Raw genomic sequence first — 26,067 nt, 5'->3', positions numbered from 1 at the left:
GTCGTCGCCCTACGGCACGAAGGCGATCCCCATGGTCCGCGACATCCTCGCGGGTCGACTTGGGTTCGGAGACGAAGATGACCATGCGGCACACGCGCACGATCGGCATTCTGGGCGCCGGGAAGGTGGGCACCGTCCTGGCCCGGCTGGCGGTGGCCGCCGGGTACCGCGTCCTCGTCGCGGGTTCCGGCGCCCCCGACGGAATCGCCGCGATCGCCGTCGCCGGGGACGATGCGGACGCCCTGTCCACCGTGATGCACCTGGTCGACGACCTCGGTTCTGAGCCGGTGGACGCGGGCCCGCTCGCTCACGGAGTGCGTCTGCAGCCGGGTACCGAGCCCTTCGGGGCCACCGTCGGCGCGGGCGAACTGCGTGCCATGCCGGACCGCTTTGCCGTGTCCGAGCGCGGGCGTGCGGTCAGCGAGGCCCGCTCCGCGAACGGACTTGCGTCGGCTGGATGACGACCGGCCGGTCCTGGCGGGGTGGGGGAGGGCCGGGCGGCTGCACACGACGGTGCCGGGGCACATCTTTTGCCGGGGCGTCCGGGTGGTGGTGGGATGGATGTGCTCGCTGGTGCCGGGCCGGCCACCGGTGAGCGCAACCGCCGCCCGTTGAAAGGTCGCCACCGACTCAGCCGCCCAGGGACCCGGGTCCTTGGTGCCGGCGCGCGTGGCGTGACGCACCGGCTGCCCTCGGGGTATGCCCCGGCCCGCCGTCGATCGGTGCGGTCGGCGTGCCGCGAGGGCGGCCCTCCTGATGACGGAGACACCCATGCATACCTATCGTGTCGCTCAGGTGACGAGTCCGAGTGGGCGGTTCGAGGTCGTCGAGCGCGAAGTGCCCCGGCCGGGGCCCCGCCATGTCCGCCTGGCCGTCGAGGCATGCGGCATCTGCCACAGCGACGACTTCTTCGTGACCGGCACAATGCCCCACACGCGGTTCCCCCTGGTCCCCGGACATGAGGTCGCCGGGCGGATCGAGGAACTGGGCGAGGGCGCCGAGGACTTCGGCTGGAAGGTGGGGGACCGGGTGACGGTCGGCTGGTTCGGCGGCAGCTGCTGGCACTGCGCCGCCTGCCGGCGGGGTGACTTCATCGTGTGCGAGAACCTCAAGATCCCGGGCTATGCGTACGACGGAGGCTTCGCGGAGAGCATGATCGCGCCGGTCGACGCGCTGGCGCGGATTCCGGATGCCCTGTCGGCGGCGGACGCCGGACCCATGGCCTGCGCGGGCGTCACGACGTACAACGGACTGCGCCGCAGCTCCGCACAACCGGGCGACCGGGTCGCCGTGGTGGGACTGGGTGGTCTGGGGCATCTGGCCGTCCAGTTCGCCGTGTCCATGGGGTTCGAGACGGTGGCCGTCGCCCGCGGCTCGGAGAAGGCCGAGCTGGCCAAGCGCTTCGGGGCCCACCACTACGTCGACAGCACCGGGGCGACCCCGGTCGCGGAGGCGCTGCAGGCACTCGGAGGAGCCAAGGTGGTGCTGGCGACGGCCGGCAACTCCGAAGCCATCACGGCCACCGTCGACGGGCTGACGTCCCGCGGTGAACTCGTGGTCATCGGAGTCTCGCCCGAACCTCTGGGCATCACACCGCTCCAGCTCATCCTGCCCGGCAAGGTGGTGCGGGGCCACCCCTCCGGTACCGCGAAGGACGTGCAGGACACCATGGAGTTCGCCGCCCTGCACGGCATCCGCCCCACGGTGGAGACCGTGCCCCTGAGCGAGGCGGACTCCGCCTACCAGAGGATGCTCTCCGGCGCCGCGCGCTTCCGGATGGTCCTCACCTTCGCCTGACACCGCCGCGAGGTCGTCCGCCCGGGAGCGCCGTCACTTCCTCGGCCACCTGACGGGCCTCGACTGGGGCAACTCCAAGCCAGACGTCGCGCAGTCGCCACTCGCACCCATCGCGTCACCCCCTTGACTGGTGACGCGATGGGTGCGACATTTGACCATCGATTCCCTGTGGACCCGAACCCGAACGGGCACGACGGGCACGACGGAAGAGGAAGACACCATGAGCGCTGAAGATGCGATGGACGCCGCGGCGGCCGCCCGGCTCGAGCGATTCGGGCGGCTGCCGGAGCGCATACGCGTCGAGGACATGACCGTGTCCCAGCCGGCCACGCCGGACGGGGCGGTGGTCGACGCCTACAACCCCGAGAGGTCCTGGAACCAGTTCTCCTGCCTCGCCCTGGACATGGGCCTGTGAGGGAGCCGGCGGCCCATCGGAGCCGAGGAGCACTGCTCCTCCCAGGCGGAAGCGGTCCGGTGCCCGCTCCCTGATCCGGCCTGATCCAAACGAGACGCTCTAGGTCAGGGTGCCGCTATGCGCCGCAGCACCTCCGCTGCCGCCGCCACGTCGCACCCGTCCAAGCGGGAGAAGACGTGACGGCGCACGCTGGCGAGGTTCGTGGGCCACGCCCGCTCCAGCATCTTCCGTCCCGGGCCGGTGAGCACGACGAGCCACGCCCTGCCGTCCTCGGGACACTTCTGCCGGGTGACGAGAGACTGCGACTCCAGACGGTTCACCACACGCGTCATCCCGCTCAGCGACAGGCCGCAGGCGTGGGCCAGTTCGCTCATCCGCAGCTGATGGTGCGGAACTTCGGAGAGATGCATCAGGACCGTGTACTCGACACCGGAGATCGGAAGCTCGCCGAGCATGTCCGCGTCGACCACCCGCGGCAACAGGGCCATCACTGTGCCGAGAGCGCGGAGGAAGGCTTCCTCGTCCGGGGCGAGGGGGATGACCGGCGTCGCGTCTGGCATGGGCACAGTCTAGGTGCGCCCGGTCATCGCAACGGGCCCGGTCCTCACCCCGCGACCGCCGCCAGGGAGGCGTCGACGAAGCGGCGGATGAGGACGCGGGGGCCGTCCGGGAGGTGGACCAGCCGGACGGGGACCGGCGGGGCGTTGGTGAGCGCGACGAAACGCAGGGCGGGATGGGGGGACCGGTGCCGGGCGGTCTCGGGCACGATCCCGATGCCGCGGTTCGCGGCCACCGTCTCGACCCACTCGTCGTAGTTCGCCGTCTCGACGATGTCCCGCGGCCGGGACTCCTCGGGCCAGGACCACGGCCCGGTGGTGCCGCTGACGCTGTTCACGATCAGACGCCACTCCCGCACGTCGTCCCAGTCCAGGTGGTCGCGTCCGGCGAGCGGACTCTCCCGGGCGCACACGGCGAAGCGTGGCTCGTCGTACAGCCGGACGGTACGCAGCGGCTCCGGGGCGGCTGTGTCGCCGCGCACGACGGCGACGTCGACGGTGCGCCGGCGCAGAGCCTCCAGTGGATCGTCGGTGCGGGTGAGGGTCACGGAGGCACCGGTGCTTCCCTCGAAGGCCCTGATGGTCCGCTGCGCCCAGGGCGCCGGGAGAAGCCAGCTGAATCCGAGCCGCAGCACACCGAGCCGGCGTGCCGCGGTGAGGGCATGGTCGAAGGAGGCGAGGACTCGTTCCGCCTCCCGCAGGAACTCCGCGCCGGCATCGGTCGGTTCCACGCGTCGTGAGGTGCGCTCGAGGAGGCGCACACCCAGCGTCGCCTCGAGCTGGGCGACCGTACGGCTCAGGGCCGGCTGCGTGATCGACAGCTCGTCGGCCGCACGGGAGAAGGAACGGTGGCGCGCCACCGCGGCGAAGGCCCGGAAGTGACGGATCTCGACCTCCATCCCTCAGCCCCTCGCGTATCGATGCCCGTCATGCATAGTCCCAGCGTAATCGGCATCGTCGCGGGCCCGATCCCGCGTGCTCGGCGTCCTACGCTGTCAGCGTGGGTGTGGGCCCGGCGTCCGTGGGCCGGTGAGGCCGCTCCGAAGCCGAGAGGGCGGCGAGATCGCCCGCCCACCCCCAGTGGAGAGGAGCTTTGACCCATGAGCCGACTGCTGTCCGACCTGGGTGTGGAACTGCCGGTCCTCGCCGCACCCATGGCCGGTGGGGGAAGCACGCCCGACCTGGTGGTGGCGGCCGCGCGTGCCGGAAGCCTGGGCTTTCTGGCCGCCGGATACAAGTCGGCGGGACTCCTTGCCGAGCAGATGCGAACCGTCCAGGAGCGGGGAGTCCCGTACGGCGTCAACGTGTTCGCACCCCATCCGGTCCCCGTCTCGGCCGACGCCTACCGGCGCTATGCCCGTGCGGTGCAGACCGAGGCCGACCATTACGGCCTGAGCCTGACCGACAGCGTGCCCCAGGAGGACGACGACGACTGGGCGGCCAAGATCGACCTGCTCGTCGAGTCGCCGGTGCCCTGGGTGTCCTTCACGTTCGGCATCCCGGACTCCACGGTCGTACGGGCCCTGCGGCGAGCGGGCACCCGGGTCCTGCAGAGCGTCACCACCGTCGAGGAGGCCCGCTTGGCGGCGGAGGCCGGTGTGGACGCGCTGGTCGTGCAGGGCCCCGCGGCCGGCGGCCACTCGGCCACGCTCACTCCCGACCGCCCGATCGTCCCCGTCGCCCTGCCCGACCTGGTGGCACGGATCCGCGGCGCGGTCGCCCTGCCGCTCGTCGCCGCCGGTGGCATCGGGACGCCCTCCGACGTGGCGGCAGCCCTGCAGGCGGGCGCGGAGGCCACCATGGTCGGCACACTCCTGCTGCGTACGGACGAGAGCGGAGCATCGGCCCCCCATCGGCGGGCCTTGGCGGATCCGGCGTTCGACACCACCGTGCTGACCCGCGCCTTCACGGGACGGCCCGCACGTGGACTGCGCAACGCCTTCGTCGACCGCTACGAATCCCTGGCCCCGGCCGGCTATCCGGCCGTGCACCACCTCACCGCGCCCCTGCGCAGGGCGGCCGCCGCGGCGGGCGACCAGGGACTCCTGCACCTGTGGGCGGGGACCGCGTACCGCGGGGCCCGGCAGGAGCGGACGGAACAGACGCTGCGGCGGCTCACCGACGGGTTGTGAGACGGGGGAGTGGGGAGCCTCAGGCGGGTTCGGCGACGCGGGGATCGGCGGCGCGCAGCAGAGCGAGGCAGTTGGGCCACAACGTGGTCAGCTGGGCGGTGTTGTTGTAGAGCTTGGCGAAGAGCACCTGGCCTTCGAGCTGCGCCACCACGGACCGTGCGGCCTCGCGCGGGTCGTCCACCGCGATCTCGCCCCGGCTGAGGGCCTCGGTGACGGTCTCCTCGACCATGTCCACCTGGGCTTCGAAGATCTGCTGCAGACGTTCCCGTACGGCGTCCGTCTGATTGCTCATCTCCAGGGAGAGATTGCCGAACATGCATCCGGAGACCACTCCGCAGCTGTCCTGGCCGTGCCGCTGGCGTTTCTCGGTGGCTTCGAAGAGCTGCCGCAGCCGCTCCAGGGGCTGCGCGTCCCCGCCCAGGATGCCCTCCCAGTCCCGCCGCTCGGCGGCCCACTGCTCGTCGATGACGGCGAGGGCGAGGGCTTCCTTGGACTCGAAGAAGTAGTAGAAGCTGCCCTTGGGCACCTCGGCCGTCTTGCAGATCTCGGCCACACCCAGCGCCGAGTATCCGCGCTGCTCGAGCAGTGATCGAGCAGCGGTGAGGATCTTGTTCTTGGCATCGCTCGTTCGCCCCATACGGGAAGTATACGACCGACAGGCTATTCGGGCCGGCTCTTCGGTGACGTGACCGATCCCGGCTGACGTGACGGGTCCCGGGCCTCCCCGTTGTCCCGGTCCTTGCTCGTTCCGGGGGACCTGATCGGCGTGTAGTCGTACTGGATGGTCGGCGGTCCGTACGGTTCGGGCCTATGCCCTGCCTCGCACCGCTGTAGAGGAACCATCGTGCTGAACGCGTTGAGCCAGGTGTTCAAGACCCCCGACCTGCGCAAGAAACTGCTCTTCACCCTCGGCATCATCGTGCTGTACCGGCTCGGTTCCCATGTGCCGATCCCCGGTGTGGATTACCGGACGGTCCAGCGATGCGTGGGTTCGGTCTCGAAAGGCGAGGGAATCCTCGGTCTGGTCAACCTTTTCAGCGGTGGGGCGCTTCTGCAGATCACGGTCTTCGCGCTGGGCATCCTGCCGTACATCACGGCCAGCATCATTCTTCAGTTGCTCACCGTGGTGATCCCGCGGCTGGAGGCGCTGAAGAAGGAGGGGTCGTCCGGACAAGCGAAGATCACGCAGTACAGTCGCTATCTCACGCTGGGACTCGCCGTTCTGCAGGGGACCGGGCTCATCGCGACCGCGCGCAACGGCGCGCTGTTCCCCAGCTGCCCGGAAGCCTCCAGCATCGTGCCGGACCAGTCGGTCTTCGTCACCGTGGTCATGGTCATCACGATCACGTCGGGTACGGCGTGCGTCATGTGGTTCGGGGAGCTGATCACCGAGCGCGGCGTCGGCAACGGAATGTCCTTGCTCATCTTCATCTCCATCGCGTCCACGCTGCCGGGAGCGATCTGGGCGGTGAAGCAGGAGAGCACGATCGCCGACGGATGGCTGGCCTTCGCCATCGTTCTGCTGGTCGGGTTCGCCATGGTGGGCCTGGTCGTCTTCGTGGAGCAGGCACAGCGCCGTATCCCCGTTCAGTACGCCAAGCGGATGATCGGCCGCAAGTCGTACGGGGGGACCTCCACCTACATTCCCCTCAAGGTCAATCAGGCCGGCGTGGTGCCGGTCATCTTCGCCTCGTCACTGCTCTACATTCCCGCCCTGATCGCGCAGTTCGCCGGATCGGGCTCGGGGTGGTCGACGTGGGTCACGCACAATTTCACCAAGGGGAACCATCCGTACTACGTGGCGGCCTACTTCCTGCTGGTCGTCTTCTTCGCCTTCTTCTACGTGGCGATCACGTTCAACCCGGAGGAGATCGCCGGCAACATCAAGCAGGCCGGAGGGTTCGTACCGGGCATTCGGGCGGGCCGCGCCACCGCGCAGTACCTGGGGTACGTCCTCAACCGGCTCACGTGGCCCGGATCGATCTACCTGGGTCTGATCGCGCTGGTCCCCACCGTGGCGCTCGGCAACTTCGGCAGCTCCAACCAGCTCACGGGCACCAGCATCCTGATCATCGTGAGCGTCGGGCTGGAGACCGTGAAGCAGATCAGCAGCCAGGTCGAGCAGCATCGCTACGAGGGCTTCCTGCACTGAGAAAGCCGTGAGCGGCGCCGCGTTCACCAGGAGCGTGCCGCCGAGTCTCCGGGGTGACCCAGGAGCTTCCGCATGGCGGGTATCGCGAGGTGCCTGCTCTTCAGCGCGGACGTGGCCCGGTTGCCCAGGACGACGATGTCGCGGCCGAGAGTGGGCAGGAGCGTCGTGCCTCCGTCGGGGCCGAACGGCACGGAGAAGACGCGTGCCGGCGCGGGCCTGTACGGGCGGGGCACGTTCCCGTGCCTGCCGTGGCCCAGGTAGGCGCGGATGTTGTGCGCCGTCGCCTCTCCCTGCGCGACCGCCGTCGGGCTCAGCTTCGCCTCCGACACGTTGTTGACGTCGCCGATGGCGAAGATGTCCCGTCGGCCCAGGACGCGCAGATGCTCGTCCACCTTGACGTGACCGCGCTCGTCGAGCCAGTCTCCCCGTCCCGCCAGCCGGAGCCACAGCGTGTTGGGGGTGGTGCCTGTCGTCCAGAACACCACGTCGGCGCCGAGCGGACTGCCCGTCTGGTCCCTCAGCCCCGTCCCGGCGCCGCCGGCGGATGAGACGAAGGTGCCGAGGAGGACCTCGACGTCGTGCCGCTCCAGCCACGAGCGCGCCTGGCGGGCCATCCGGCCGGTGCCGTGGTGGGAGAGGAGCCTCTGACCGGAGTGAGCGAGGGTGACCGCGGCCCGAGGGTTGGCCCGTCGCAGTTCCGCGGCCAGCTCCACTCCGGAGGGCCCTCCTCCGATGATCAGCAGGCTCCGGGCGTCGGCGATGCGGCGCTGGTGGCCGCGGAAGGCGGCGGCCGCCTCGGCGACGGTGTTCCCCGTGAACCGCGCGGGCTCCTGGTAGTCGGCCCCGGTCGCGATGACGAGGACGTCGTACGGCACCCGGTGGCCCGTGGCGAGCACGATGCGGCGCTGTTCCACCTCGACGCCCACGGCTTTGTTCCTCACGACACGGCCGTTGACCAGGAGCGAGTCGTACGGGATGAAGGGGGCGAAGGTCCAGTCCGGGTCGGCGCCGGCCCGCAGCGAGGCGACGCGGTGGAAGAACGCCTCCTTGAGGTCGATGAGGGTGACGTCGGCGTCCGCGTCCAGCGCGCGCGCCAGGCGCACTCCGGCGTATCCCCCGCCGACGATGACGACATGTCGATTGTTCGTGTTCGTGATCAACGCGCTTCTTTCGGCTCGGCCCCCGGTCTGCGGTTGCCGTGAGGGGGTGACGTGGCGCGTCCCGCGTGTTCCCGCGGTCCGCCCTCATCGGCCTCCCGGTATCACCAGGCGCCGGCTCCGTCGTCGACGGGATGGTCGGCTCCGGTGATGAAGCTCGAGCGGGCGGAGGCGAGGAAGGCGCCGAGTTCGACGATCTCCTCCGGCCGGGCGAAGCGCTTGAGGAGGGTCTTGCTGGTGACGGCGGGGATGCGGTGAGGGGCGCCTTCGAGGGCGAGTTGGCGGGTCATTCCGATGACACCCGCGTTGGCGGCGGTGTGAGGGCCCGGCGCCGGTGATGTCCGAGGGCCCGCAGCGTGGGCAGGCTCATGACAGCCTGAGCGGTCACTGAGAGGCGGCAAGGGTGAGGGCCGCCGCGATCGCGACGAAGGTGAAGATCACGGGCGCCGTCGCAGCACCGCGGGCCTCGCTGTCCGCGTAGTCGCCCCACTTCACGTGGTACCGGACTGCGCCGATCATCACGACCGCCAGGCCGATGGCGGCGGCGATGCCCAGGGGCTGCCACCAGATGCCCACGACGAGGCCCACCGCCGCGGCCACCTCGGCCAGGCCGATGAGACGGATGAGACCGGAGCCGAGGCCCTTGGCCTGGAGGCCCTCCGGCACGCTCCCCTTGAGCTGCGCCTTCGGTGCGCCCGCGGCAAGGGCGAACAGGGCGAGGAGGACGCTGAGGATGACGGCGGCGATGTACACGATGTTCCTTGTCGGGGGGAGGGGTAGGCCGGGTCCGGGCCGTGGTGCGTGGTGGCGCGCCGGAGCAGGGACTCCGGACGACGCGTTTACTTGACGTGACAAGTAAACAGCTGAGTACTTGTTGCGTCAAGTAAATCTGGACGAGGCGCCCGTCGGGCCGACAGGGAGAGGGGGACGAGATGCTCGCCCTTAGCGTGTGGCTGGGTGCCGCGGCGGCGGCGCACCTGTGTCGCCGCCGCCGGAGGCGTGTGTCAGGCCTCGGTGGGGAGATCCCGGGAGGCGCGGTCCGTCAGCTGTGCGGTGACGGTCTCCAGCAGGTCGTCGGAGAACTCCTGGTCCGCCACCGCCCGGGAGATGAGCACGGCGCCGACCAGCGCGCTGAGCGTGAGCATCGCCTCGCCCCGGGGGTCCTCGGTGTCCTCGTCCAGGCCGGCGATCAGGTCGAGGTAGGTGCGGACCTGGTTCTCGTACGCCTGCTTGATCTGCTGGTCGCCGCGTCCGGCGGCGGCGCCCAGGGTGACGAGGGCGCACCCGGTGGCCGGGCCGTCCCGGTGCTGCTTCGCGAGGTAGGCGTCGATGAGGCCGGCTCGCGCGTCCTCCGTGTTCTTGCGGGCGGACCGTTCCATCTTCGCGGTGCCCTCTGCCAGGGCGAAGGCGGCGGCCTGGGTGATCAGGTCGTCCCGTGAGCCGAAGTGCTTGTAGAAGCCGCCGTGGGTCAGGCCGGCCTCCTGCATGAGCTCCGCGACCCCCGGGCGATCGACGCCGTCGGTGCGGATCCTGCGCGAGGCGACCCTCAGCACCCGTTCGCGCGTCGCCGCCTTCTCTGCCTGCGAGTGGCCCATGGTGACCCTGCCTTTCCGGGTGTGCCGCAGTGAGGAAGCCGCTTGTCTGGATGACGAACATCATACACCTGGGCCACTGACGGCGGGGTTCCGCGGCGCGCGCTTGACTTTCAGGATGATGAGCATCATCTTCAATTCAGGATGATGAGCATCATCTTGATCGGAGTGGAATCCATGCCCCAGACCTACGACCCCCGGTGTACGGCCGTTCTGCTGGTCGACCCGTTCAACGACTTCCTGTCGGAGGGCGGCAAGATCTGGCCGCGGCTCAAGGCCATGGCGGAACAGGTGGATCTGCTCGACCACCTGCGCTCCGTCGTCGGCGCCGCCCGTGACACCGGTGCGCGCGTGATCTTCGTCCCCCACCGCCGCTGGGAGGAGGGTGACTACGAGACATGGGCCCACCCCAACCCCACCCAGCTCGGCATCATGGAGCGGCACAGCTTCGCCCGCGGGACCTGGGGCGGCGAGTTCCATCCTGACCTCCGGCCGCGGCCCGGCGAGACCGTCGTCGCCGAGCACTGGGCGCAGAGCGGATTCGCCAACACGGACCTGGACTTCCGCCTCAAGCAGCACGGCATCACCCATGTGGTGCTCGTCGGCCTGCTCGCCAACACCTGCGTCGAGTCCACCGGCCGCTTCGCCATGGAACTCGGCTACCACGTCACGCTCGTACGCGACGCCACCGCGGCGTTCCTGCCGGAGATGGTTCACGCCGCGCACGAACTGAACGGGCCAACCTACGCCCACGCCATCACCACCACCGGCGAACTCGTCGCCGCGTTCGAGGGAGCACACGCATGACACTGACCGGAGACCTCCTGATCGGCGGAGACCAGGTGTCCGCCACCGCGGGAACCATGAAGGCGTTCAACCCCGCCGAAGGAGCATTCATCGAGCCCGAGTTCGCCTTCGGCGGCCCGGCCGAGGTCGACCGCGCCCTGCGCCTGGCCGACGAGGCCTTCGACAGCTACAGCCACACCGGGCTCGAAGAGCGCGCGCAGTTCCTCGAACTCATCGCGGACAAGCTGGAGGCGGCCAAGGACGAACTGGCCGCGCGGACCTCCCTGGAAACCGGGCTGCCCGCAGCGCAGTTCGAGGGCGAGGCCGTGCGCAGCGCGGGTGTCTTCCGCAAGTTCGCCGCCGTCGTACGCCAGGGCCGCTTCCTCCAGACGGCCATCGACCCCGCGCAGCCGGACCGGCAGCCCGCCCCGCGTCTGGACCACCGGTTGCAGAAGGTGGCCCTCGGCCCTGTGGCGATCTTCGGCGCCAGCAACTTCCCCATCTCCTACTCGGTCGCAGGCGGCGACACCGCGTCCGCGCTGGCCGCCGGCTGCCCCGTCGTCCTCAAGGCCCACAACGCGCACCCCGGGGCGTCCGAGATCGAGGGCCGCGTCATACAGGAGGCGGTCGCCGCATCGGGTCTGCATCCGGGCGTCTTCTCACTCGTGCGCGGTTCCGGTAACGAGATCGGCGAAGCCCTGGTGGACCACCCGCTGGTCAAGGCCGTCACCTTCACCGGATCCGAGGCCGGCGGCATGGCCCTGTACCGCCGCGCCCAGCAGCGCCCCGAACCCATCCCGGTCTTCACCGAGATGACCAGCGTCAACCCGACCTTCGTCCTGCCCGCGGCCCTGGCCGCCCGTGCCACCGAGATCGGTACCGGCCTCGTACAGCGCGGCATGTACAACGTCGGACAGGCCTGCCTCAAGCCCGCCGTCCTCGTCGCCGTCGAGGGACCCGGTTACGCCGAACTCCGCGCGGCGGCCATCACCGAGGTGGAGAGGTGGGACGCACGCCCCATGCTCACGCCCGGCATCCACGACGCCTACCTGCGCCACGCCCGACGCCACGAGGACAACGGCGCAGTCCGGCTCGCCGAGGGATCCGCCCCGGACGGCGGGGCGTACGGCCAGGCCCTGCTGCTCGAGGTCACCGGTGACCGACTGCTGGCGGAACCCACCCTGCGCGAGGAGGTCTTCGGCCCCGCACTGCTGCTGGTGAAGGTCTCCGGCACGGAGCAACTGCTGGAGGTCGCACGTGCCTTCCGCGGACAGCTGTCGGCCACTCTGCACGCCGACGCGGCCGACCGCGCGACCGCCGAACAACTGCTGCCGGTCCTGGAACGCCGCACCGGACGGATCGTCTTCAACGCCTTCTCGATCCCCCAGGAGGTGTCGTACGCCTCCACCCACGGCGGCCCCTTTCCCGCCACCTCCGACAGCCGCTTCACCTCGGTCGGCATGGGCGCCATCGAGCGGTTCATGCGGCCGGTCACCTACCAGAACTTCCCCGACGACCTGCTGCCGCAGCCCCTGCGCGAGGCCAATCCGCTCCACCTCTGGCGCCTCGTCGATGGCGAGCTCACGCGGCCGTGAACCCGTGGACCGTCCGCCCACCGACAGCACGCGGACCCCATCCCGTCCGAACAGGAGGACTCATGGCCGTGACAGGACCGGCCGCCGAACGACACGAGGGTGCGGCCCGGGACGAGGTCCGCATGAGGCTGTTCGGCGCGTGGCGACTCGTCTCGTACACCGCCGTCAGCGTCGACGGGGAGGTCGTCCACCCCTTGGGCCGCTCCCCGTACGGCCTGATCCTCTACACCCCCGAGGGCTACATGTCGGCCCAGCTCGGCCGTGGCGACCGGCGGCCCCTGGCCTCGGCGCGCCTGGAGGACGCGGCAGCCGACGACCTGGCCCGGGCGGCCACCGGCTACGTCGCCTACGGCGGCCCGTTCGAGGTGGTCGACCCGCACACCGTGGAGCACCACGTCACCACGAGCCTCTTCCCGAACTGGATCGGGCGGAAGCAGGTGCGCAGGGTCGAGTTCGCCGGTTCGTTCCTGCGGCTCGGCGTCACCACGCCCACTCGGCTCTGGGGTGCCGAACGGACCGCCGAACTCACCTGGCACCGGCTGGTCTGACCGGACCGGCGCCCACAGATCCCGCTTTCTCGAAGTCGACCACCGCGTGCCGTCGGCCCGCGCCACACGAGGAGACCCTCATGCCTTCCCCCGAACAGTTCGCCGTCGAAGAGATCAGCCCCGCGTACTGGCGGGTGACCTTCTCCAACGGTGAGATCAACCTGATCGACCCGGACACCATCGAGCAGCTCGCCGCGCTGATCACCCGTATCGAGGAGGCGCCCGATCTGACGGCCGTCGTCTTCCGCAGCGCCAACCCGCACTTCTTCATGGCCCATTGGGACATGCGGTCCGACCGGTCCCGGGTCGCCGCCATGAAGCCGGCCCCCTCCGGACTCCACCCGTTCGCGGACAACCTGTACCGGCTGGCCAGGGTCCCCGCCGCCACCATCACCGAGATCAACGGTCGTGCCCGCGGCGCCGGGAGCGAGTTCGCCCTGGCGACGGACATCCGTTTCGCCGGGCCGGGCGCGGTCCTCGGGCAGTTCGAGGTCGGCGTCGGATCGGTCCCGGGCGGGAACCCCACCGGCCGGCTCCCCCGACTGCTGGGCCGTGGACGCGCCCTGGAGATCCTGCTGGGCGGCGACGACTTCCCCGCCGACCTCGCAGCGGCGTACGGCTATGTGAACCGCGTGGTGCCCGAGGGCGAACTGGAGGCGTTCGTCGACGGCTTCGCCAGGCGTATCGCGGGGTTCGACAAGGTCGCCGTCGCCCGGACCAAGTCCCTGGTGGACGCGGAGTCCCTGCCGACGCCCGAGTCCTACGGTGCCAGCCTCCAGGCCTTCTTCCAGACCTCCGGCCGCCCCGAGAACGCCCATCGCGTCCGCTCGCTGTTCGAGCGGGGCCTCCAGCGCCCCGACGGCGTCGAGCTGGACCTGGGCCGCCGTCTGGCCGAGTGAACAGCGGCCCGTCGCACGACGCGTCCCACTGACGAACACGGTCGCCGCCCGTACCGGGCGGCGACCGTGTGCCGTTCCGCCGGGTCTTCGGTGACTGACGGGGCACCAGATGACGTGCCTTGTTCGTGGGTTCGGGGTGGTGTACGTTTCCGGGAAACTTGACGTGCGAAGTATCCGTCAGTTCCATTTCCCGATTCTTGATTGCCTTCTGGGGCTTCACTGTGCTGTGCGCGAAAGGTGTTCCAAGGAATGCTGAGAACCCGCATGACGGCGGCGATATCAACAGGACTGGCGTTGATCGCCGGAGCGACGCCTGCGGCCTTCGCGGCGCGGACGACCGAGACGGGCGCCGCCGTCCCCGCCGCCGACCGAGCTGGGACACACCTGGCCACCGTACGGCTGGTCACGGGGGACCGAGTGACCCTGACCTCCTTCCCCGGCGGTCGGCACGCCGTGTCCGTACGGCCCGCCCCCGGGCGTGAACACATCGCCTTCCAGACGCGGGAGGGCGACGGCGGAACGGTGAGCGTGGTGCCTTCCGACGCCGAGCAATTGGTGTCGGCCGGTGTCGTCGACCGGCGGCTGTTCGACGTCTCGGCCCTCGTGGCGGACGGCTTCGACGAGGCCCACAGCTCCGGCCTGCCGCTGATCGTCGCCTCCAAGCCGGTGCCACCCCGCGACGGAGCCCGGATCGACGCGCAGGCCGCGAAGTCGGCAGCGGCGACCGCCGCCCGGCTGGTCGCGCTGAACGGGGCGAGCACGCCGTCCCGCGACCTGACGAGCATCGACGCCCGGTCGGCCCTGGTCGCCGGCAAAGACCTCACCACCTTCTGGAAGACCCTCACCTCCGGCAGGAAGCCGGACACCGCACGGACGGCGACGACCCCGCGCATCCTTCTGGACGGCAAGGTGAAGGCCGCCCTCGACCGCAGCACGGCCCAGATCGGCGCACCCTCGGCCTGGAAGGCCGGCTACGAGGGTCAGGGCGTCAAGGTGGCCGTGCTGGACACGGGCGCCGACGCGCACCACCCCGACCTGGCCGGCCGGATCGCGGCGGCGAAGGACTTCTCCGGCAGCGGCAACACGGACGACCACTTCGGGCACGGCACCCACGTCGCCTCCATCGTGGGCGGAACAGGCGCCGCGTCCGGTGGCACCCGGCAGGGCGTCGCGCCGAAGGCGGAGCTGCTGATCGGAAAGGTGCTCGACGACGACGGCTACGGCTCGGAGTCCGGCATCATCGACGGCATGGAGTGGGCGGTCGACTCCCACGCCAAGGTCGTCAACATGAGCCTGGGAGCAGACGGTCACGCCGACGGCACCGACCCCATGAGCCAGGCCCTCAACGCCCTGACCGATGCGACGGGCACGCTCTTCGTCGTCGCGGCGGGCAACGCGGGACCGGGCCAGTCGACGCTCGGCACACCGGGCGCGGCCGACGCCGCGCTGACCGTCGGTGCCGTGGACCGGGACGATTCCCTCGCGTCCTTCTCCAGCCGTGGACCTCGCTACGGCGACGGGGCCGTGAAGCCCGATGTGACCGCACCGGGCGTCGGCATCGTCGCCGCCCGCGCGGCCGGCACCGCTCTGGGCGACCCCGTGGACAGCCACTATGTGTCGCTGTCCGGCACCTCCATGGCCACTCCGCACGTCGCCGGCGCCGCCGCACTGCTGGTCCAGCGACACCCGGACTGGTCCGCGCAGCAGGTGAAGGACGCGCTGACCAGCACCGCCCACACGGTCCCCGGCACCGAGGTGACGGCTCAGGGGGCGGGCCGCATCGACCTGGCCGCGGCCATGGGTCCCGTCACCGCCACCGGGTCCCTGGCGCTCGCCCCGCTGTCGGTGGGCGGTGGCCTGGACCAGCGGCAGGCCGTCGTCCGCTACACCAACACCGGTGACCGCCCCGTCACGCTGTCGCTCGACCTGAAACTGGCCACCGACACCGGGCGCGCCCTGGCCGACGGGGTGGTCGGCGTCGGCGCCACCACGGTCCGCATCGCCCCCGGCGCCACGACCGAGGTACCCCTGCGCACCGACCCGCACGGGGCTGCCAGAGGTCACTACTACGGGTATCTGACCGCCGCGTCGGCGGACGGCACCGTCACCCTCCACACGACGGTCTCCCTCCGGGTGCACGCCCCCGTGCACCGGTTGAAGGTGGTCTACCGCGACCGGGCCGGTCAGGTCGTCCCGGGCTGGCTGGGGACCATCTTCGGCGCGGACGGGTTCGTGGAGTACACCGACCGGGAGGCCGGGATCGCCCTCGTGGAGGAGGGGACGTACTACGCCAGCAGCCAGTTCACGGACTACGCGGCGGACGGCGCCTCCGAGATCGGCAACGTCGTCGCCCCCGAGGTGAGGGTCACCAAGGACACCACGGTCACGCTGAACGCCGCCGAGGCCACCGAGGTGCGGTTCCGCACCCCCCGGCCGGCCGAGCGCTACGGCGTCCTGTGCCCGACGTACTACCGCAGGATCGACGGCAAGGACCTCTTCCAGACCACGGCCGTCTTCGGCGGGGACCGCTTCTACACCAACGCCACCGCCCCGGTCACCGACGGCTCCTTCGAATTCTCCGTACGCACGCAGATGGTCGCTCCGCAGCTGCGGGCGAAGACCTCGGGCACCACTGCCGACTTCCGGCCCTACTACGAGGAGCTCTCACCCGTCTTCGGTGACCGGGGTGAGCGGCTGACCGCCGTGGACGCCGGCACCGCCCAGGCGCCGGACTTCCGTGGCACGCGGGGGAAGCTGGCCGTGCTGCGGGACGACGAGTCCAGCGGCTACGACAACTCGGCGCTGGCCCGGGCCGCCGCGGCCGCCGGCGCCAAGGCCGTGCTGCTGGTGCTGCCCGACAGGTTCCCGGTGTGGACCCAGTGGCGGCCGACGGGGGAGCGGATGGCCCTCCCCTTCGTGCGGGCCTCCTCGACCGACGGCGCCACCGTGCTGCAGCGCATGGCCGCGCGCAGGACGACGGTGGCCTTCACCGGCACCGCGCGCAGTCCGTACATGTACGACGTGATGGGAGTCTGGAGGAACGCGATCCCCAAGAACCCCCGCTACACCGTCTCGGAGCGCGACATGGCGGTCGTCCGTGCCACCTACCACCGCACCGGCGCCTCCGAGTGGGCGAGTGAGCAGCGCTTCGCGTGGCGGCCCTACCAGACCACCGCGTGGGGTCAGTGGACCCGCTTCGTGCCGGTGGGGCAGGAGCGCGTCGAGTACGTGAGCGCCGACGCGGGCACGCAGTGGCAGCACGCCGTGCAGTACAAGGTCGTCGAGGCCACCGACCATCCGTTGCAGGGCGGCATGCACGACGACCCGCACACGTACCGGCCGGGCCAACACACCTCGGAGCGGTGGTTCGGAGCCGTGGTGCGCCCCTCCGTTCCCCGCGGGGGCCGGCAGCCGTCGCTGCGCAAGGGCGACGCCCTGTCGATCCACGTGCCGGAATTCAACGACGGCACCAGCCACTGGTCCTTCGCCGAACACGGCGGTTTCGGTGACGCCACCGGCGACACCGCGACAGCCCTGCTGTACCGCGACGGACAGCTGCTGGCGCGTTCGGAGGCCGGCGCCTGGGGCGACTTCGAGGTACCCACGGCCGAGGCCACCTACCGGCTGGACCTGACGACGAAGCGTGTCTCGGACCAGTGGCGTTTCGCGACGAGCACCGACACGTCGTGGACGTTCCGCTCCGGTGCCGCCACGAAGACGGCTCTCCTGCCGTTGCTCCAGCTCGACTACGACGTGCCGGTCGACGCGCGGAACGCGGTGGGCCGGTCCCGCACGCACAGCGTCGGGCTGAGCGTCCGTATGCAGGACGGCATGGCCGCCCCGCGCGGAGTCTCGCTGAAGGTGGAGACGTCCTACGACGACGGGCGCACCTGGAGCACCGCGCGCACCGCACGGCAGGGCGTCAGCCGGTTCACCGCCGTGGTGGAGCGTCCGGCCCGTCTGCACGGGGACGCCTACGTCACGCTGAGGGTCACCGCGACCGACGCGCGCGGCGACAAGGTGCGGCAGACGGTGAACCGCGCCTATCTCCACCGCGGCACCGAGTGAGCCGTCGGGCTGCTGCCGTGAGCTGAACCGACCGAGGGCGAGGGGTGCCGGAAGCGCGGAGCTTCCGGCACCCCTGGTCGTGTCGCCGATGGGGGCCACTGTGAGCAGGCACTTTGTGAAAGACGGTCGGTCGTCTATTCTTCGGGGAAGGCGCCGATGAGCCCCTAGAGCGGGGGTGTGCGCCGTTCGTCCTTCGGTGTCGGGCACCGGCCCGCCCCCCCGTGCAAGGGAGAGACCAGATGATGCGTGTCGAGATGTGGACCGATGTGGCCTGCCCGTGGTGCTACGTCGGCAGGGAGCACTTCAAGAAGGGGCTCGCCGCGTTCGCGCACCGCGACCGGGTGGAGGTCGTCCACCGTTCCTTCGAGCTCAATCCCCAGGCGGAGAACGGGACGGTCCCGATCATCGACGCCGTCGCGGCGCAGTACGGCCGGACCCGGGAGCAGCAGGTCGCGCGGGAGGAGCAGGCGGCGGCCATGGCGAACGCGGTGGGGCTGGAGTTCCGTGTCGGCGGACGGGTCTTCGGCAACACCTTCGACGTGCACCGCCTCTCCCACTTCGCCGCCACTCGCGGACTGCAGGGCGAGTTCCTGGACCTCGCCTTCCGGGTGAACTTCGCGGAGGAGGCCTCGATCTACGACCGTGAGACCCTGGTCGGGCTGGCGGTCGAAGCGGGACTGGCCGAGGTGGAGGCCCGGGAGGTGCTCGACGCCCCGGACGCGTACGCCGACGAAGTGCGCTCCGACGAACGGCTTGCCGCCGAACTCGGCGCGAACGCCGTCCCGTTCTTCGTCCTGGACCGGCGCTACGGCGTGAGCGGCGTCCAGTCGCCCGAGACGTTCACGCGGGCCCTGGAGGAGGCGTGGACGGACCGGGCCGCCGCCTGACGACCCGGACGGGGGTGGGGCAGGTGCGCGACGGGCCTTTGCGCGCCACGTTACTCACCGGTTAAAGTGGTGACGTGCATGCCTTTCCCTGTGGGACGCCCTTCCTCGACTTCGTCGGAACGCTGCGCGCGCGCCGCAACGCGGAACCGACGGAGATGCTGGCCTCCCCGCAAGCGCTCGACGCATGGTTCGTCGAGTCCGGAATGATGGACGCCGCTCCAGGAGCCGATCACACCGGACTCGCCACGGCCGTCAGCCTGCGAGAAGCCCTCTACTCGGTGACGGCGGCCGCCCTCGCGAAGGAACCGCTGCCCGCCGACGCGCTCGCCGAGGTGAACCAGCAGGCGACCGGGCTGCCCGTGCAGGTGCGGCTCGGCGACGAGGGCGCCGTCCGCACGGGTTCGGTCTCCCAAGGCCTCGCGTCCCTCGCCCGTGAGGCGGTGGAGATCCTGGGTGGGGCGGAGGCCGACCTTCTGCGGGAGTGCTCCCGCCCCGAGTGCACGCAGACATACCTGGACCGCTCACGCGGCCGTCGTCGGGAATGGTGTGCCATGGAGACGTGCGGCAACAGGGTCAAGGCCGCCGCGTACCGGGCCCGGCGGCGCAACCAGCAGGTCTGACGGCTGATCGGGCGCCACCCGCCCCGACGTGAGTCGGGCGGCCCGAGGCGTATCTGCGCTCGCACGAGAGGACGTGGCTCCCAGCAGGGAGGAAATCCGTCCTTCATCCGCGTGCCCGGGCGGGCGAGTCTGTCCGCATGGGAAGTGCGCGAAACTTTGAGGCGGTGGTTCCTGGCGCCGGTCCCGATCCGGCGTCCGGGCCTCCGCCGACCACCGTTCCCGCGGACCACGCGGCGGGAGGCGCTCCACGCTCACCATGGGTGCACGTCCTCCAGTCCGCCGCCTCGCTCGCCGCCGGCATGGGCGTCGGCCGGTTCGTCTACACCCCGATCCTGCCGCTGATGCACGCCCAGGCCGGGCTGTCGGCGGGTGCGGGAGCACACCTCGCGACCGCCAACTACGGGGGCTACTTGGCCGGCGCGCTGGCGGGCAGCCTCGCCCCGCGACTCGTGCGCTCCTCCGTCGTCCTGCGTGCGTGCCTCGTGGCGCTGGTCGCATCCCTGGCCGGCATGGCGCTGACCCACAGCACCCTCGTCTGGCTGCTCCTGCGTCTGGGCGCGGGCGCCTTCAGCGCGATGATCTTCGTCATCGCCGCCAGTTCCCTGCTCAGCCACCTGCGCGACCATCCGGCGCATCTGCCCGGCTGGGCGTTCGGCGGTGTGGGGGCCGGCATCGCGCTCTCCGGTCTGCTCGTCCTCGTCCTGCGCACGATCGGGACGTGGCAGACCGCCTGGTGGGCCTCGGCGGCGCTGGCCGTGCCCCTCGCGCTCGCCGCCTGGGGCCTCCGACCGGAACCGGCCGTCCCGCAGACCGTGACGCCGGAGCCGCGACCCCGCACCCAAGCACCGCGGACCCACCGCTGGTTCGGCGCGCTGTTCGTGTCCTACACACTCGAGGGCGTCGGCTACATCATCGCCGGAACCTTCCTGGTGGCGGCCATCGACCAGGCGTCACCCGGCTGGGTCGGCAGCGGAGCCTGGGTGCTGGTGGGCCTGGCGGCGATCCCGTCCGCCGCGCTGTGGGCCGGTCTGGGACGCCGGTGGACCCGGCCGGACCTGCTGCTGGCCGCGCTCGGTGTGCAGGCCGTCGGCATCGCCCTGCCCGCGCTGGTCGGGGGAGTGGCGGCCGCGCTGCTCTCCGCGGTGCTGTTCGGAGCCACCTTCATCGGCGTCAGCACACTCGCTCTGGGGACGGGTGCGCATCTGCGCTTCCCGCGCGCCGTGGCCCTGTTGACCGCCGGATACTCGGTCGGTCAGATCCTCGGCCCGCTGGTCGCGACACCCCTTCTGCGGCACGGCTACCACCAGGCTCTGATCCTGGCGGCCGCCGTCGTACTGGCCGCGGCGCTCACCGCCCTCCTCCTGCGCGTCGGATTCCCGCACACCATGGCGGAACCGCGTGGACCGCGGGCGGTCACGGACGGCTCATCGCCCGACAGGACACCTCACGGGAACCGCCTGCCGACGTCGTCCCGGTAGGTCTCGAGGAGCCGCAGCCACACCTCACTGATGGTCGGGAACGCGGGGACGGCGTGCCACAGCCGGTCCAGGGGGACCTCGCCCGCCACGGCGACCGTCGCCGAATGGAGCAGCTCACCGACGCCCGGCCCGACGAAGGTCACCCCTGCCACGGTGCCGCGGTCGGTGTCGACCAGCATGCGCGCTCGTCCCCGGTACCCGACGGCGTACTGCTGGGCGCCCGCCAGGCGGGCGAGGTCGTAGTCCACCACATCGACCCGGCGACCGGTCCGCCGAGCCTCGTGCGTGGTGAGACCGACGGAGGCCACCTCCGGCGTGGTGAAGACGACCTGAGGGACCGCCAGATGGTCAGCCGTGGCCGTGTGCGCGCCCCACCTGCCGCTGTCGAGCGGCACACCGGCCGCGCGCGCTCCGATGGCGGCGCCGGCGATCCTGGCCTGGTACTTGCCCTGGTGCGTCATCAGGGCGCGCCGGTTGACGTCACCGACGCCGTAGAGCCAGCCGCCGTCGACCCCGTCGACCAGGAAGGTGTCGTCCACCGTGAGCCAGGCGCCCGGGGTGAGGCCGACGCTCTCCACGCCGAGGTCCGCCGTGCGCGGTGCCCGGCCGGTGGCGAACAGGACCTCGTCGGCGGCCAGTTCGCCACCGTCGGACAGAGCGAGCCGCAGGCCCCCGTCCGCGCCGCCCACGCGCCTGACGGATGTGACCTCGGTGCCGGTGCGGATGTCCACACCGGCCTCGCGGAGCGCTTCCGCGACGAGTTCACCGGCGAACGGTTCCATCGTCCGCAGCAGTCCCTCGCCCCTGATCAGCAGAGTCACCTGGGCACCCAACGCCTGCCACGCGGTGGCCAGTTCGACGGCGACCACGCCGCCGCCCACCACGGCGAGCCGCCCCGGCACCCGGTCGGCGGCCGTGCCCTCCCGGTTGGTCCACGGGCGTACGGCGTCGATGCCCGGTATGCCGGGCAGGGCGGTGCCCGTGCCGGTGCACAGGGCGACCGCGTGCCGCGCGGTCAGCCGTACGGTCTGCCCGTCCGGAGTCACCACGGACACCTGCTTGGGGCCGGTGAGCCTGGCGTGACCGCGGATCAGGTCGACTCCGACCGAGTCGAGCCAGCCGACCTGGTCCGCGTCCTTCCAGTGGGCGGCCATCCTGTCGCGGTGCGCGAGGACCGCCTCCACGTCCAGCGGTCCCCGTACGGCGTCCTCGAGGCCGGGCACCCGGCCGGCGTCGGCGCGGGCCACCACCGGTCGCAGCAGTGCCTTGCTCGGTTCGCACGCCCAGAACGAGCACTCACCGCCCAGCAGCTCGCGCTCCACGATGACGGTGCTGAGTCCCGCGGCGCGGGTGCGGTCGGCCACGTTCTCGCCGACCGGGCCGCCCCCGACGACCACCACGTCGTAGGTGCGGGCTTCCTCGTCCATCTTCTCTCCTGTCCTCGAGAGGCGGTTCGGCCCCACCGGGGGTCCGGTGGGGCACAGCCGGATTCCGGTGCCCGGATACGCCCCTACCGGCCCGGGAGCCGGGTCGTGACCTCCTGGAGCGCCCAGCCGTTGCCGTCCGGGTCGGTGAAGGTGGCGAACGATCCATAGCTGGCGCGCTCCGGGGCCAGACCGCTCACCCGTCCTTCCTCCGTGCCGCGGTGGAACACCCCGCTGACATCGTGGAAGATCTCGCTCATCCCGACACCCTTGGCGAGGAGTTCGGCGCGGGCGGCCTCGATGTCGTCGACGATCAGGTGCAGGCCCTGCACGGAACCCGGCGCGGCGGTGGTGACCCCGGTGCCGAACAGGATCGAGCACGACGAGCCGGGGGGCGTCAGGTGCACCACGCGGTAGCCGTCGTCGGCGACGAGGTCGACGTCCAGGCGGAAGCCGGCCCTCTCGTAGAACGCCTTGGCGCGGTCGACGTCGGCCACGGGCAGCACCACGACTTCGAGCTTCAGATCCATCTTCGTCCTCACTTCCACGCGTCCCGGGCACGGCGATTCCGTGCGTCACCGGTTGAACAGGTGACACCCTCCCATGTGTGATCGTCACCAGTCAAGATGGTGACGGATGGGGGCCCGTGCGGAGAGAGCCGGCCCGGGCAGGTGTTTACTGGAGCTGTAGCCGTTTCTCGGCGATCAGCGCGCCCGCGCAGACGTCACTCCGTGTGCGCCACGGGATCTTCCGCCGAAGACCGGAGGCCGAAGGCGGACGGTCGGCAGGCACGGAGCGCTGGAGGGAGCCCTCTCGTGCGGAGCAGTACACCGGGAAGAGATCAGCGGCACGGGGGCGGCTCTGACGTCGTCCACGGTTCGAACCTGTCGGAAGCCCTGCACTCCGCCGCTCGCGAGGCGAGGCGCCTCCTCGGCGCCGTCTCGGCGGCGGTCTACCTCGTGGACGCGGACCAGGGCCCGCTGCGGCTGGCGTTGGCCGACGGGAGCGCGCCCTCGTTCTTCACCTTCCCCGGCCGGATGGCACTCGACACGCCGTCCGCCACGGCGCGCGCGTGGGCCACGGGCAAGGCGACCGTACTGACCGATCCCGATCCGGCCGGCCCGGACCAGGAACACGTGCTCCCCTACCCGTACGTCGCCCTCTCGGCGCCCGTCACCGTGGACGAGCGGCGCTTCGGAGCGCTGACGGTCCTGCGCGTGGAGACCGCCGGCGTCTACGAGCCCGCGGAGCTGCTGATCCTCGAGGACATCGGGCGCCGACTGGCCGACGCCCTGGCGCGACTGGTGGACGACGGCGTCCGCGTGGCGGCGGGTCCGATGCCGATGCTCGTCCCCGCGGGGAAGGGGGTGGACACCAGCGTCCGCACGCCCGGCTGGGGTGTGCGCGACGTTCCGGGGTCCTCCGGTACGAGCATGATGTTCCCGCTGCGGCGTCTGTCGGAGCTGCTCAACCGGGCCACGACCATGGACGACATCGTGGCGGCGGCCCGGTACTGCGTGATGTCGTCGCTGGGTGCCGACGCGCTGGTGCTGTTCTCGGCGCGTGAGGGCCGTCTGTGGGTGCTGGGCCACAGCGGTGACTCCACGGAGCTGGCCCGCCGTATCCACGGCGCCGGGGTGGACGGCCGTACACCGGCGGCCGCGGCCTTCCATGGACGTGCGCTGTACCTCACCGGTGACGGGAGCCCCCTCGTCGGCGGGACGTCCGCCGGCGAGCCCCGTACCGAGGCGTACCTTCCGCTCAGGGGAGACGGGCAGTTCATCGATCTGCCCTTCGCCGAACGGAGCCGGGCCGTGGCCGTCTGCGGTCTGGCCTTCTCCCGTCCCCGCGCGTTCCCGGCAGAGGAGCGTGTGCTGCTCGGGATGATGGCGGGGCTGCTGGGTGCGGCCGTCGAGCGTGTCGAACTGGGCGCCGATCAGCGTGAGGCGGCCCAGCTGCTGCAGCGGTCCCTGCTGCCGGCACGGCTCCCGGACCTCCCGCGACTGGTCACCTCGGCCCGCTACCGCCCCGCCGACGTCACGTCCGAGGTGGGCGGCGACTGGTTCGACGTGTTCAGGACCGCCGAGGAGCGCGCGGTCCTCGTCGTCGGCGACGTGGAGGGGCACGCGGTGGAGAGCGCCGCCGTCATGGGGCAGGTGCGCACCGCGATGGCGGCCTACGCGATCGAGGGCCATCGCCCCGCGGCGATGATCGACCGGACCGGACGGGTGCTGGCCGCACTCGGCACCGACCTGACCGTCACCTGCTGCGTCGTCGCACTGGACACCCTGGACGGCACCGCGGAAGTGGTGCTGGCAGGCCATCCCGCTCCTCTGGTCCGCCGGTCCGACGGGCGCGTCGAGGCTCTGGACGCTCCGGCCAACGTGCCTCTCGGCGTGCCGATGGCGCAGCCCTACGAGGGCCGGGAGCACACGCTCGAGTCCGGTTCCATCGTGATGCTGTACACCGACGGCCTCGTCTCCTGGCGGTCCGCGAGCCCGGAGACCTGCGCGAGGGACCTGCTCGGCTCGACCGACGCCCCGCCTCCGTCGCATCTGGAGGATCTGGCCGACAGGATCGTCTCCGAGATCGTCACACCGCAGCAGCGCCGTGACGACGCCGCGGTACTGCTGGCGCGGTACGAGGGAGCCGGGCGGCAGAACGAACCGAGGGCGGCCGGACTCCACATCCAGCGACGCGACCTGCGGGGGGTGGGAACGGCCCGCGCGTTCGTGCACGACCAGCTGGGTTCGTGGGGCCTGCAGGGCATGTCGGACGTCGTGGAGCTGGCGGCCTCGGAGATCGTGACCAATGCGCTCATCCACGCCGGGAGCGACGTGGACCTTCGACTGCGGGCCTTCGAGGACCGTCTGCGACTGGAAGTGCGGGACTCCGACACGAACCCGCCCATTCCGTCACCGCTGTCGCTGACCGAGGAGGAGGCCCCCGAGGCCGAGCACGGCCGGGGCATGCTGATCGTGGAGGCCCTGGCCGACGAGTGGACGAGCTACCCCAACGGCCGGGGCAAGACGGTGGCCCTGAGCCTGGTCATCCCCCAGGAGTGAGGGCTGCGGGGACCGTCGCCGGTTCGGGCCCACCGAGGCGTCTTCGCGCGCCGGGGACGTCACATGTCAGCGATGTGCTCTCCCAGCCGGTACTCGAGGTCGCCCCGCTGCTGCATGCCCCGCTGGAGCAGCTGACGGATCCGCTCCTGTGCCTCCGGCCAGGTCAGTGAAGCGCGGAAGGTGTCCTGGCCTGCCGTCAGGTCGTCCTCGGACGGCAGCGTCGACCGGTTGATCAGCGCCTTCACCTCGGCCAGCGGCCTCCGGTCGAACGAGGCGATGCGGGTGGCGACGCGTTCCACGTGGGCGTCCAGTTCGGCATCGGGCAGCGCCCGGTTGATCCAGCCGTACCGCTCGGCCGTCTCGGCGTCGAAGTCGTCGCCGGTCGTGATGATCTCCAGGGCGCGGGCCCGCCCCACCAGCCGGGGGAGCCGTTCGGTGGCCCCACCGCCCGGGGTGATCCCCGCCCCGACCTCCGGCTGGCCGAGGACGGCCTTCTCCTTGCTGGCGAAGCGCATGTCGCAGGCCAGGAGGAACACGTTGCCCACTCCTCGTGCGCGCCCCCGGATCGAGGCGATGGTGAGCACCCGCGAACGGGCCATGCGTGTGGCGACGTCCAGCCATGTGGGTCCGGCGTAGGGCTCCTTCGGCGGCACCAGATCGAAGTGCGCGAGGAAGAAGTCGGGATCCGCGCTGTCGAAGACCACCACTTTGACGTCCTCGTCGGCGTCCATCCGGTCGACCAGCTCTCCGAGCGCCGCGAAGGTGTCGAAGGTGACGAGGTTGACCGGGGGAGCGTCGAAGGTCACCCGCCAGTACGAGGCGGACCGCCGGACGGCCCGGAAAGGAGACGAAGCATCCATGTCCGCACTTTTACGCAACCGGATGACTCCGGGCG

At 71.2% G+C, this 26,067-nt stretch carries 24 protein-coding genes; 14 read left to right on the top strand and 10 right to left on the bottom strand.

The features are described 5' to 3' along the window. The first annotated feature begins 77 nt into the window (after positions 1-77). The 3 genes from ACFV46_RS13645 to ACFV46_RS13635 all read left to right on the top strand — a co-directional run bounded on the left by ACFV46_RS13645 (position 78) and on the right by ACFV46_RS13635 (position 2,212). Positions 78-461 (top strand): NAD(P)-binding domain-containing protein, encoded by a 384-nt coding sequence (locus tag ACFV46_RS13645; protein ID WP_385498231.1) that lies wholly within the window; start codon positions 78-80, stop codon positions 459-461. A gap of 310 nt (positions 462-771) precedes the next feature. Next, complete coding sequence (locus ACFV46_RS13640; protein WP_385498230.1) at positions 772-1,797, top strand: alcohol dehydrogenase; 1,026 nt, start codon at positions 772-774, stop codon at positions 1,795-1,797. Between the two features lie 220 nt (positions 1,798-2,017). Then, the gene (locus tag ACFV46_RS13635; protein WP_361934164.1) at positions 2,018-2,212 is read left to right on the top strand and encodes a hypothetical protein; all 195 of its coding nucleotides are present in this window, start codon (positions 2,018-2,020) and stop codon (positions 2,210-2,212) included. 104 nt (positions 2,213-2,316) lie between these two features. Here ACFV46_RS13635 and ACFV46_RS13630 read toward each other — a convergent pair whose 3' ends face one another. After that, on the bottom strand, positions 2,317-2,772 hold the full coding sequence (locus ACFV46_RS13630) for a MarR family winged helix-turn-helix transcriptional regulator (RefSeq protein WP_385498229.1): 456 nt from the start codon (positions 2,770-2,772) through the stop codon (positions 2,317-2,319). Between the two features lie 44 nt (positions 2,773-2,816). Next, complete coding sequence (locus ACFV46_RS13625; protein ID WP_385498228.1) at positions 2,817-3,668, bottom strand: LysR family transcriptional regulator; 852 nt, start codon at positions 3,666-3,668, stop codon at positions 2,817-2,819. Between the two features lie 201 nt (positions 3,669-3,869). Here ACFV46_RS13625 and ACFV46_RS13620 point away from each other — a divergent pair, with 201 nt between their 5' ends. After that, entirely contained in the window at positions 3,870-4,901 is a 1,032-nt protein-coding gene (locus ACFV46_RS13620) for an NAD(P)H-dependent flavin oxidoreductase (protein ID WP_385498227.1), read from the top strand. A gap of 19 nt (positions 4,902-4,920) precedes the next feature. Here ACFV46_RS13620 and ACFV46_RS13615 read toward each other — a convergent pair whose 3' ends face one another. Beyond that, positions 4,921-5,538, bottom strand: a complete 618-nt coding sequence (locus ACFV46_RS13615; RefSeq protein WP_361934176.1) for a TetR/AcrR family transcriptional regulator — start codon at positions 5,536-5,538, stop codon at positions 4,921-4,923. Between the two features lie 207 nt (positions 5,539-5,745). On the opposite strand from ACFV46_RS13615, the gene secY reads away from it, so the two are divergent. Next, positions 5,746-7,053 (top strand): preprotein translocase subunit SecY, encoded by a 1,308-nt coding sequence (gene secY / locus ACFV46_RS13610; RefSeq protein WP_385498226.1) that lies wholly within the window; start codon positions 5,746-5,748, stop codon positions 7,051-7,053. A gap of 23 nt (positions 7,054-7,076) precedes the next feature. Here secY and ACFV46_RS13605 read toward each other — a convergent pair whose 3' ends face one another. From ACFV46_RS13605 to ACFV46_RS13590, 4 genes are all read right to left on the bottom strand, one after another. Next, on the bottom strand, positions 7,077-8,213 hold the full coding sequence (locus ACFV46_RS13605) for an NAD(P)/FAD-dependent oxidoreductase (RefSeq protein ID WP_385498225.1): 1,137 nt from the start codon (positions 8,211-8,213) through the stop codon (positions 7,077-7,079). A 101-nt stretch (positions 8,214-8,314) separates the two neighbouring features. Next, positions 8,315-8,500 carry an SDR family oxidoreductase gene (locus ACFV46_RS13600; RefSeq protein ID WP_361934185.1) on the bottom strand — a complete coding sequence of 62 codons (186 nt, stop codon included), beginning with the start codon at positions 8,498-8,500 and terminating at the stop codon, positions 8,315-8,317. A 94-nt stretch (positions 8,501-8,594) separates the two neighbouring features. After that, the gene (locus ACFV46_RS13595) at positions 8,595-8,963 is read right to left on the bottom strand and encodes a DoxX family protein (protein WP_385498223.1); all 369 of its coding nucleotides are present in this window, start codon (positions 8,961-8,963) and stop codon (positions 8,595-8,597) included. A 251-nt stretch (positions 8,964-9,214) separates the two neighbouring features. Beyond that, positions 9,215-9,805: a TetR/AcrR family transcriptional regulator gene (locus tag ACFV46_RS13590; RefSeq protein ID WP_361934191.1), complete on the bottom strand. Its 591-nt coding sequence runs from the start codon at positions 9,803-9,805 to the stop codon at positions 9,215-9,217. A 144-nt stretch (positions 9,806-9,949) separates the two neighbouring features. Here ACFV46_RS13590 and ACFV46_RS13585 point away from each other — a divergent pair, with 144 nt between their 5' ends. From ACFV46_RS13585 to ACFV46_RS13550, 8 genes are all read left to right on the top strand, one after another. Continuing rightward, entirely contained in the window at positions 9,950-10,609 is a 660-nt protein-coding gene (locus ACFV46_RS13585) for an isochorismatase family cysteine hydrolase (RefSeq protein ID WP_385498222.1), read from the top strand. Next, positions 10,606-12,183: an aldehyde dehydrogenase (NADP(+)) gene (locus ACFV46_RS13580; RefSeq protein ID WP_385498221.1), complete on the top strand. Its 1,578-nt coding sequence runs from the start codon at positions 10,606-10,608 to the stop codon at positions 12,181-12,183. Before ACFV46_RS13585 ends, ACFV46_RS13580 begins: the two co-directional genes overlap by 4 nt. A gap of 62 nt (positions 12,184-12,245) precedes the next feature. Then, positions 12,246-12,731, top strand: a complete 486-nt coding sequence (locus tag ACFV46_RS13575; protein ID WP_385498218.1) for a lipocalin-like domain-containing protein — start codon at positions 12,246-12,248, stop codon at positions 12,729-12,731. 80 nt (positions 12,732-12,811) lie between these two features. Continuing rightward, positions 12,812-13,630, top strand: coding sequence for an enoyl-CoA hydratase/isomerase family protein (locus ACFV46_RS13570; protein WP_385498217.1), 819 nt, complete (start codon positions 12,812-12,814; stop codon positions 13,628-13,630). A gap of 249 nt (positions 13,631-13,879) precedes the next feature. After that, positions 13,880-17,698: a S8 family peptidase gene (locus ACFV46_RS13565; protein WP_385498215.1), complete on the top strand. Its 3,819-nt coding sequence runs from the start codon at positions 13,880-13,882 to the stop codon at positions 17,696-17,698. Between the two features lie 242 nt (positions 17,699-17,940). Further along, a complete protein-coding gene (locus ACFV46_RS13560; RefSeq protein WP_385498297.1) occupies positions 17,941-18,585 on the top strand; it encodes a DsbA family oxidoreductase in 645 nt (214 codons plus the stop codon). Positions 18,586-18,659: 74 nt separating this feature from the next. After that, positions 18,660-19,205, top strand: coding sequence for a CGNR zinc finger domain-containing protein (locus ACFV46_RS13555; RefSeq protein ID WP_385498214.1), 546 nt, complete (start codon positions 18,660-18,662; stop codon positions 19,203-19,205). 299 nt (positions 19,206-19,504) lie between these two features. Then, complete coding sequence (locus ACFV46_RS13550) at positions 19,505-20,683, top strand: YbfB/YjiJ family MFS transporter (RefSeq protein ID WP_385498296.1); 1,179 nt, start codon at positions 19,505-19,507, stop codon at positions 20,681-20,683. Here ACFV46_RS13550 and ACFV46_RS13545 read toward each other — a convergent pair. Beyond that, positions 20,650-22,110, bottom strand: a complete 1,461-nt coding sequence (locus ACFV46_RS13545) for a dihydrolipoyl dehydrogenase family protein (protein ID WP_385498213.1) — start codon at positions 22,108-22,110, stop codon at positions 20,650-20,652. The genes ACFV46_RS13550 and ACFV46_RS13545 overlap by 34 nt on opposite strands. An 83-nt stretch (positions 22,111-22,193) precedes the next feature. Further along, positions 22,194-22,637 carry a VOC family protein gene (locus tag ACFV46_RS13540; RefSeq protein WP_385498212.1) on the bottom strand — a complete coding sequence of 148 codons (444 nt, stop codon included), beginning with the start codon at positions 22,635-22,637 and terminating at the stop codon, positions 22,194-22,196. A gap of 285 nt (positions 22,638-22,922) precedes the next feature. Here ACFV46_RS13540 and ACFV46_RS13535 point away from each other — a divergent pair, with 285 nt between their 5' ends. Next, the gene (locus ACFV46_RS13535) at positions 22,923-25,172 is read left to right on the top strand and encodes a SpoIIE family protein phosphatase (RefSeq protein WP_385498211.1); all 2,250 of its coding nucleotides are present in this window, start codon (positions 22,923-22,925) and stop codon (positions 25,170-25,172) included. Positions 25,173-25,231: 59 nt separating this feature from the next. On the opposite strand, the gene ACFV46_RS13530 is transcribed toward ACFV46_RS13535, so the two are convergent. Further along, on the bottom strand, positions 25,232-26,032 hold the full coding sequence (locus ACFV46_RS13530) for an enoyl-CoA hydratase/isomerase family protein (protein ID WP_385498210.1): 801 nt from the start codon (positions 26,030-26,032) through the stop codon (positions 25,232-25,234). Positions 26,033-26,067 lie beyond the last annotated feature (35 nt).

This window comes from Streptomyces sp. NPDC059852 (assembly GCF_042731455.1).
Classification (GTDB): Bacteria; Actinomycetota; Actinomycetes; order Streptomycetales; family Streptomycetaceae; genus Streptomyces.
Note: the sequence above shows the minus strand (reverse complement) of the source record. Positions and strands in the feature narration are given on the sequence as shown.